At 32.3% G+C, this 3,217-nt stretch carries 4 protein-coding genes and 1 pseudogene; all 5 read left to right on the plus strand.

The window, feature by feature from the left end; translation table 11 throughout:
* Positions 1-348 precede the first annotated feature (348 nt).
* The 5 genes and pseudogenes from DYH56_RS15480 to DYH56_RS15500 all read left to right on the plus strand — a co-directional run bounded on the left by DYH56_RS15480 (position 349) and on the right by DYH56_RS15500 (position 2,973).
* Complete coding sequence (locus tag DYH56_RS15480) at positions 349-831, plus strand: TDE2712 family protein (protein WP_114643763.1); 483 nt, start codon at positions 349-351, stop codon at positions 829-831.
* Between the two features lies 1 nt (position 832).
* Positions 833-1,255, plus strand: a complete 423-nt coding sequence (locus tag DYH56_RS15485; RefSeq protein WP_114643764.1) for an NfeD family protein — start codon at positions 833-835, stop codon at positions 1,253-1,255.
* Positions 1,256-1,267: 12 nt separating this feature from the next.
* Complete coding sequence (locus tag DYH56_RS15490) at positions 1,268-2,158, plus strand: SPFH domain-containing protein (RefSeq protein WP_114643765.1); 891 nt, start codon at positions 1,268-1,270, stop codon at positions 2,156-2,158.
* A 216-nt stretch (positions 2,159-2,374) separates the two neighbouring features.
* Positions 2,375-2,689, plus strand: a pseudogene (locus DYH56_RS15495) (peroxiredoxin); the annotation flags it as partial.
* 5 nt (positions 2,690-2,694) lie between these two features.
* On the plus strand, positions 2,695-2,973 hold the full coding sequence (locus DYH56_RS15500; protein ID WP_114643767.1) for a hypothetical protein: 279 nt from the start codon (positions 2,695-2,697) through the stop codon (positions 2,971-2,973).
* Positions 2,974-3,217: the final 244 nt, after the last annotated feature.

Raw genomic sequence — 3,217 nt, forward strand, 5'->3', positions numbered from 1 at the left:
AAAAAAAGCTTTTAGGTTGTCGTTGGTAAGAATATCTTTAAGTGTAATAGTAGTCATAATAGTTATTATACCAAAAAACCCCCAAGATGGGGGCTGGGGGTTGAAGAAGCGTTAGCTTTTTTTTATTTTTTTTTAGCAAATTTAACTGTTTTTTAGTGTAAAAATATACTTGTTAATTGGTATAAAACCCATGGATTGTTCTCGTAAGTATATTAAACCCAGTTGATGGGTGAAAAAAGAAAATAATAGATGATTTAAACTCTAAATTTTTATAAAAAAAAGATTGGGTAGAAGCGGTTTTTTTGGTATACTAAATTTAAGAAATAGATAACTAAAGGGGGCAAAAAAATGAGAAAAAGTTTAGACGTATTGGAATCAATGATATATTACTGGAATACTGTAGCAGAGAAAGAAAAGGTAAGTGAGCAGTTTATAGATTTTATATCTCAAGATAGAGGGATGAAAGCTACATATGATGAGAATTTTGATTCTGAATCAGTAAGAAAGGTACTTAGTGCTATCTCAAACGTAGAACCATTTATAGGTAAAACACTAAATGAAGGAAAATTCTGGACTAATAACATGTGGATGATAGAGAAGATGGATTATATGAACATGATAATAAATCCATTAAAAAGATTAAGTGTAGAAGATTTAGGAGAGGGACAAGTTGTATTCTTACCATTACAACTTGATTTATTCTATAAAAAAGATAATAATCTATATATAAACTTCTTTATGATAGAGCCAGACGAAATTAACGGAACAGATAAGCTGACTATAGAGGGTGTAGAGATAAAAGAGTGGATCAAGAAAAATATGGGGAAATAGTATGACATGGGATAGCGGAATGATCTGGTGGTTTTTATTGACCATTATATTCATAGTGGTAGAGCTGGCAGTGCCGGCATTGGTGAGTATATGGTTTGCCTTTGCAGCTATAATATTGACGCTGATATCAGGGATGATAAAAAATCCTGTGAATGAATTTTATATTTTTGTGGGACTCAGTGGACTGTTTCTAATATTAACCAGACCGATAGTCAGAAAACTTTTGGAGAAAAGAAAGCCGATTGAAAACAGGATATTTGGTCAAAATGTTGAAATATCTAAAAAAATAGAGGCAGATCTCTATGAGGTAAAATTGGATGGTAAATACTGGAGAGCTACTTGTGATGAAAAATTAGAAGTAGGGGACACAGGAGTTGTAGAAAGAGTAGAAGGGAATAAATTGATACTTAAAAAGAAAATATAAAAGGAGGCAGACATGTTATTATTTTTTCCAATAATATTATTGATAATATTATTAATTGTAACTAATATTAGAATAGTACCGCAATCACAGGCATATGTTATTGAGAGGTTAGGAGCCTATATGGATACTTGGGAAGTTGGTCTTAGATTAAAAATTCCATTTATTGATAGGATAGCTAGAAAGGTGTCGTTGAAGGAGCAGGTTATAGACTTTCCACCTCAACCAGTGATTACAAAGGATAATGTAACTATGCAGATAGATACAGTAATATATTTTCAAATTACGGATCCCAAGTTATATACATATGGAGTGGAATATCCCCTAAGTGCTATTGAAAATTTATCGGCTACAACACTGAGAAATATTATAGGTGATTTAGAATTAGACTCTACATTAACATCCAGAGATGTTGTAAATACCAAGATGAGAGCTATCTTAGATGAAGCTACAGATCCATGGGGAATCAAGGTAAACAGGGTAGAATTAAAAAATATCATGCCACCTGCAGAGATCCAGGATGCCATGGAAAAGCAAATGAAAGCTGAAAGAGAAAGAAGACAAAAGATACTTATTGCAGAAGGGGAAAAAACTTCGGCAATATTAGTAGCTGAAGGGGAAAAGCAGTCGGCGATCTTAAGAGCAGAAGCTAATAAAGAATCCGCTGTAAGGATAGCAGAAGGAGAAGCTGAAGCGTTGTTAGAAGTAACTAAAGCTCAGGCTGAGTCATTAAAATTATTAAATGACTCCCATCCAACAAAGGAAGTCCTTTCACTGAGAGCAATGGAAGCTTTTGTCAAAGTAGCAGATGGAAAGGCAACTAAGATTATAATCCCGTCGGAGCTGCAAACTGTAGCTAACCTAGCTACAGCATTTACAGCAGCAGGGGAAAATAAGAATTCGTAAGGGTAATTCATGAATTACTCCTACTGTAAATAACTAATAAAAAGGTAATATACATGTTTTGTATATTACCTTTTTTAAAAAAATTAATGGAGGTTTTTAATGGAGATTATTTTAGAAAACCAAGATGGAGATATGGTTGATTTATCTGCTTATAAGGGAAAAAAAGTTTTATTTTTTTACCCTAGAGCAAATACCCCTGGGTGAACAACTGAAACTAAAGAATTCGGTGAATTCTATGGGGAGTTTAAAAAATTAGGAATAGAAGTTTTTGGAATAAGCAGGGATACTGTAAAAAAACAATTTAACTTTGCTAAGAAGTTAGAGACACCATTTAATCTACTCAGTGATATTGATGGTATAATATGTGAAAGATTTGGTGTTTGGCAGGAGAAAAAATTCATGGGGAAAACCTCCATGGGAATAGTGAGATCTACATTTTTATTGGATGAAGACAATGAGATAGTGAAAGAATGGAGAAAAGTCAAAGTCAAAGGACATGTAGAAGAAGTTTTAGAAACTTGTAAGGGGTGATAGATATGGAGTTTGATATAGTAAAAATTATTATTTACCTGGTAATAGCTCGTATGATTATAAGTAGAATAAATAAAAAGAAAAAAAACAGATCGAATACCAGAGAAGATTCTACTCCTGAAACACCCGATAAACAAAGAAGAACTGGAATGCAGAAAAGAAAGGATAGAAATATAGATGTGTCTAGTTTTAGAGATGTGATGCCGAAATCTGACAAGCCTCTTTCAGGTGACGAAAGGATGAAGCAGAGGGAAAAAGAACTGGAAAATAGGAATAAAAGATAGAGATTAAGCAGGCTGACCCAAAAGGGTCAAGCCTCTTTTTTATTATCTAGGAAATTATAAATTTGAATATTTGTAAAAAAGAAGAAGTTTAGTTGGATGATAAAGAATTTTTAGAGAAAAAATTACTTTTAGGAAATAAATGAATAAAAAAATGTATATAAAAAGGGGCTTAGAAAATAAGCTTCTTCGAAAATATTAAGTTGTAAAAATTTAAGAATAATACAAATCTCCATATTTTTTATGA

This window comes from Psychrilyobacter piezotolerans (assembly GCF_003391055.1).
Taxonomy (GTDB): domain Bacteria; phylum Fusobacteriota; class Fusobacteriia; order Fusobacteriales; family Fusobacteriaceae; genus Psychrilyobacter; species Psychrilyobacter piezotolerans.